Genomic DNA, 5,883 nt, shown 5'->3' on the forward strand with positions numbered 1-5,883 from the left:
TTCGCCGTGATCGTAGCCGTGCCGGCCTTCTTGCCTTTCAGCTTCACCACGGTCTTCTTGCCGGTCTTTTTGATCTTAACGACCTTTTTGTTGCTAGTCTTCCACTTCACCTTCTTACCTTTCAGGTTCTTGATCTTCAGCTTTTTGGCTTTGCCTACCTTAATCGTGATCTTTTTCTTATTGAGCTTCGGTTTTGCCTTTGCGTCTGTATTCATGGCCGGCGCCGCCGTTGCCAGCAGGCAGAATGCCAGAGCCGCTGCAGATGCTCTCATGATATTTTTCTTCGTCATACTCATCATTCCCCTTTCATGAAATAATTTCTACATTTCTACGAGAAGAACTTCCTTGTTCCCCTACTGATAATAATATGACGAAATCAATTTTTTTCGTCCCGGATCAGTGGATTAATTTCACTTACTACGCCACTACTATTAATATATGGAAGGAACTGCTTCTCTTCTGTTCAAAACGTGAAATTATTTCTTTTTTATGATTAGTCTCATTATACAAAGGAAATTACCGCTTGGCAAGATATTGTGAAATGATTTCTTTGAGATAATGCTAAAAGGATACTTTGGAGAGCGGAATAAAATTCATTTATAGTAAAAAAATAAGACCTTAATGGTCTCTTATAAATTAATTTGTAGTATATATTCAAATCGTTTGAAATACTGGTTGGCGTCAATATCGGAAACTGTAAAGTTACTGTTGACCGTGTATGGGGTCTGAGTTCCTGCCACGAAATATTCAATGGTCATCTGGACTTCTTCGACACCAAGGATGTTGATGCTCGGCGTAGCACTGGTATTCTGCAACCAGATATAATTACCGTCATTTCCGTTGGTCTCGATGTCATGCAGGGTGACTTTTACATCCACCATATCATAAGCCCGTTTTTCCGTGTTATAAATCCGGAAATTCGTTCCAGTCCAGCCGCAGGTGTCGTTTTTCTTTGCGTCGAAAATATAGAAATTGGATAAATCCATATCATCGCCGCTCTCGGCATACTTTTTCCTGCAGGCTTCCCCGCCATCCCTGTCCTGGGTACCGAATGGGGTGACTACGGTACTGTTTGTGTTCCTGACCTTAAAGCCATAGGCATCATCCACGACAAATGCCTGGACGCCATCGTTAGGATCGTAGGAAGAATACTGTCCACTATTTGATCTAAATGTATTCGAACCATCACCGCCATCTTTAACCGGTTCATTCCCACCAACACCGACTGCGAAGACTGGGACAACCCCGGTAAAGACCATGGTAAAGACTAACAGGAGGGACATAAAGGAACGTAAGATCCTCTTCTTTTTCTTACTCATAAGCCTGATTCCTTTCTTTTCAATGTTTAGTTGCCAAGGTACATATAGTTTTTTATAGAACCGGTGGGTCTCTCACCAAACCACTCCCTTCTATATCTTTTTAGAGGAGAATATGCGCCTCCCCGTCGCTATCGAAATGGGAAGGTAAGCCCTTCGCTTTGTTCCTTTCGACATTTTTAATATGAAAATTTTGTGGTCTGGAATTTTAAAAAGGAAAAGAGAGAAATATATTTTTCTATAGATATGAATAAAAAAAGAAAAGCGGGACACAAATCCCGCTTTAGATATAGTATAATTAACGATTATTCATTATCATACTCACCGTCATTCACATACAAATGACCTTCAGTATAGTAATCCAGCGCTATTAACTCTCCATCTTTATAAATATGGACTTTAACAGTTGGTGTTTGGGAAGTAAGTTTAACATGAATTTGATTCGTAACTTCTGCACTATTGAACGTTGGAGTAGTTCCATCCAATGTGTATGTCACTTTTAAACTACTATCATTTTTGTACTGATCTTTTTTGACAATATCATAATAACAATAGTATTTATTCCCCTCTGGTATGCCATGAGCCGAACAATCTTTTAAATATTTAATTACGGTTGCTCTATCAGGATAAGATACCACCGGGCATTTCCCAGTCCAAATACCGCTGTTACGAGACATGTTAAATTCATTAATTTGCTGATTCAGCGCCGCTTCCTGCTGTTTTACTTCCTTCTCGGTGATCACTTTTACTTCCGTGTTGTTGGTATTATTGGACGTATTGCTCTTCGCCGGTTTCACCGTTACTTTGCACTTATACTTCTTCTTACCGACCTTCGCCGTGATCGTAGCAGTGCCAGCCTTTTTGCCTTTCAGCTGTACTACGGTCTTCTTCTTTGTTTTCTTGATCTTCACGACCGACTTGTTGCTGGTCTTCCACTTAACCTTCTTACCTTTCAGGTTCTTGATCTTCAGCTTCTTGGTCTTACCGACCTTAATCGTGATCTTCTTCTTATTCAACTTTGTCTTCGCCGCTGCGTCTACATTTGTGACCGGCGCCGCTGTCGCCAGCAGGCAGAAAGCCAGAGCCACTGCGGATGCTCTCATGATGTTTTTCTTCGTCATACTCATCATTCCCCTTTCATGAAGTATTTTCTTAAAGAAGGAACTTTCCCTTCCGGTATTAATATGATGGAAACAGATTTTTTTGTTCTGAAATAAAGAATTAAATTCATTTTTCCGATTGTCGGTGAAAAGGAATCCTTTTCTTGAGTGACCTTGGTGTTTCTATAGCGAAAACAGAAGTTTTTGTTCCTTATGCAAAACAAAATTCATTTGCTATTAAGGTGCCCTGTCTTCCACCATATATTATAGAAGAAACCTGAGTATTCCGGGGCATTTTCCATCACCAGTCCGGCGATAGGAAATCACCATTCCGGATAAACGGAAATCACTGTTCCGGAACAGGAAATCATATTTCAGAGCCTTATAATAGAGACATGCATCGCAAGATGTAAATCTATTATAAGGAGGTCACAAGACAATGACCAAGTATCGTGAGATCCTCAGGCTTACCGCTTTGGGACTGTCACAGCGAAACATTGTTCAAAGCATCGGTGTTTCGCAGAAAACCGTAGTCAAGGTTCAAAAACGTGCACGGGAAATGCATTTATCCTGGCCGTTGGATGAAACTTTGACAGATGCAGCGCTTAAGACGCTGATGTTTCCCAAGGAATCAAAGGGATCTAAACAAAAACGGATGCCGGATTTCAACTACATCCAGAAGGAGTTGCTCCGCAACGGTGTCAACAAGAAACTCCTCTGGACGGAGTATCTGGAGGAATGCCGCCAGTCCGGCGACGAGCCACTCATGTATTCCCAGTTCTGTTATTACATCCAGCAGGATGAGCAGAAGCGTCGCGCAACCATGCATATCAACCGAAAGCCCGGCGAGCAGATCGAAGTTGACTGGGCAGGAGATCCTGCACAGATCACCGATCCGGATACCGGCAGGATCATCCCCGCATTTCTCTTTGTGGGTGTCATGGCATACAGCCAGTATCCTTACGTTGAGGCTTTTATCAATGAAAAGCAGCGTTCATGGATCACTGCGCACGTTCACATGTATGAGTACTTCGGTGGTGTAACCCGTATTCTGGTGCCTGATAATACCACAACTGCAGTGATCCGCAACAACGACTGGTACAATCAGGAACTCAACACCATCTATCATGAGATGGCTGAGCACTACAACACGGCTATCCTCCCTGCCCGCGTCCGGGCACCGAAGGACAAGCCAAATGCCGAGGGCTCTGTAGGTGTCATTTCTACCTGGATCACCGCGGCACTCCGTAATGAACAGTTCTTTTCGCTGGCCGAGCTGAACAAGGCCATCCGCAGAAAGCTGGAGGAATTCGTAAACCGTCCTTTCCAAAAGAAAGAGGGTACCCGATACGAGATCTTCCGCGACGAAGAACTGCCATTACTGGCCAAGTTACCGGCTACCCCTTATGAACTGGCGGAATGGAAAAAAGCCACCGTTCAGTTCAATTATCACATATCCGTTGACGGAATGTTATACTCCGTTCCTTACGAATACATCAAACGCAAGGTGGATGTGCGGATAACCGACACTATTATCGAAATCTTTTACAATCACAACCGCATTGCTTCCCACCGCCGTCTGTATGGCCGAAAGGGGCAATACAGCACTGTTACGGAACATATGCCTGCCGATCACCAGAAATATCTGGAATGGAACGGTGACCGTTTCCGTAAATGGGCTGAGCGGATCGGAACCAATACGTGCAAGGTTGTTCATGCGATCCTTGTCTCCCAGAGGGTTGAGCAGCAGTCCTACCGAAGCTGTATGGGGCTTCTGAAACTGGCAGATAAATACTCTGCTGAGCGTTTGGAAGCAGCGTGCCGGAAGGCGCTTTCCTACACAGCGAGTCCCAGCTACAAGAGTATCAAAAACATCTTGGCAGCCGGGAAGGAAAAGATTGAACCGGAGTTACAGACTCCCGATTCTGCATCAACTCAGAACAAGCACGCCATCACTCGTGGTGCTGACTACTACAGGAGGTAAAGACCATGACCAATCAGAGTACGATTGACAAACTTATTGAAATGCGGCTGACTTCTATGTCAGATGCCTTTATCACACAGATGGATGATCCCAGGATGCAGGATGTTCCGTTCGAGGATCGCTTCGGCCTTCTGGTCGACATCGAATACAATAACCGCAAGAGCAACAGCCTGAAGCGTCTGATCAAGGGAGCCGGGTTCGATCAGCCGGAAGCTTACATCGCTGATATCAACTATACTTCCGGCCGGAAACTTAACCGCAGCCTGATCGAACGTCTCGCAACCTGTGAGTACATCACGGAGCACCGGAACCTGTTCATCACGGGTGCTACCGGGAGCGGGAAGACCTACATGGCCTGCGCTTTCGGTATGGAGGCCTGCAAACAGCGCTATAAAACAAAGTATGTGCGCCTGCCCGATATGCTCCTGGAGCTTGAGCTGGCGCGTACAGATGGCACCTACAAGAAGGTGCAGGCCAAGTATGCCAACCCCGTCCTGCTCATCATTGATGAATGGCTCTTATTGAAACCGACGGAAGCGGAACAGCATGACATTTTGGAACTACTCCACAGAAGACGGAAGAAATCCTCCACGATCTTCTGCTCCCAGTACGATCCCAGCGGATGGTACGACCAGCTCGGTGGCGATGACAGCCCCCTTGCTGAAGCCATCCTTGACCGTATCATGCATGATGCCTACAAGATCAATATCGTTCCGACTGACCCATCCAACTATCGCTCTATGAGAGAAGTATACGGATTGGATCCGGCGCTGAGCGAATAATCGTTAACAGCCAACTGGCATCCCCATCCTGGAGGTTCTATTCTTCAGGATGGCGTCTCCGCCGCATTCATTATCTTGTCTGGAACAGTGATTCCCTCTTTTCGGACAGGTGATTTCCAAAACACCGGACAGGCGCTTTCAGCGCACCGGTATATCCAAGAAACCCATTCCTTCTCCTGCCGAAAGAATCATTTTCTCGTTCCGATATTAATATGACAAAAACGAAAATTTTCGTTCCCGCGAAAAAAAGAAATGATTTCTTTTTGCACTGTCGCTATTCATATAGAAGGAACGGAATCTCCTTTGTCATTCAGGTTGTGAAATTATTTCTTTTTTATGATTAGTCTCATTATACAAGGGGAATTACAAATTGGCAAGAGAAAAAGAAATGATTTCTTTTGGATAATGAAAGACCCGCCTCATAAGAGGCGGGCTGAAAGAGGAGAGTGCATGACATTCCATATAGGATATCCACGCCCATAAATAATATGACAAAAACGAAACGTTTCGTTTGGAGAGCAAAGAGAATGGTATTTCTTTAGATAATAAAGAAGAAAATCCAATATCTATGAACCTTTCATCGTAAACGGTAAATACTCCGTACCTCGAAAATCATAGTCATATGTGAGACAATAGACTCGATTCTTATCAATCCGTGCTAATAGTTCAGTACTCAACTTTTAGTACTGTTATAGAAATGA

Annotated in this window: 4 protein-coding genes and 1 pseudogene; 2 read left to right on the plus strand and 3 right to left on the minus strand. The window is 44.3% G+C overall.

The features are described from left to right. From B5F87_RS19875 to B5F87_RS19885, 3 genes and pseudogenes are all read right to left on the minus strand, one after another. Positions 1-290, minus strand: a pseudogene (locus B5F87_RS19875) (hypothetical protein); the annotation flags it as partial. A 339-nt stretch (positions 291-629) separates the two neighbouring features. Then, complete coding sequence (locus tag B5F87_RS19880; RefSeq protein WP_087284305.1) at positions 630-1,319, minus strand: hypothetical protein; 690 nt, start codon at positions 1,317-1,319, stop codon at positions 630-632. Positions 1,320-1,621: 302 nt separating this feature from the next. After that, entirely contained in the window at positions 1,622-2,437 is an 816-nt protein-coding gene (locus B5F87_RS19885; RefSeq protein ID WP_087284308.1) for a chitobiase/beta-hexosaminidase C-terminal domain-containing protein, read from the minus strand. Between the two features lie 418 nt (positions 2,438-2,855). Here B5F87_RS19885 and istA point away from each other — a divergent pair, with 418 nt between their 5' ends. Beyond that, entirely contained in the window at positions 2,856-4,400 is a 1,545-nt protein-coding gene (gene istA / locus B5F87_RS19890) for an IS21 family transposase (RefSeq protein ID WP_087284311.1), read from the plus strand. 5 nt (positions 4,401-4,405) lie between these two features. Beyond that, positions 4,406-5,182, plus strand: coding sequence for an ATP-binding protein (locus B5F87_RS19895; RefSeq protein ID WP_087284314.1), 777 nt, complete (start codon positions 4,406-4,408; stop codon positions 5,180-5,182). Positions 5,183-5,883 lie beyond the last annotated feature (701 nt).

Origin of the sequence: Eubacterium sp. An3, from assembly GCF_002159465.1 — a bacterium.
Lineage (GTDB): Bacteria > Bacillota > Clostridia > Lachnospirales > Lachnospiraceae > Anaerobutyricum > Anaerobutyricum stercoris.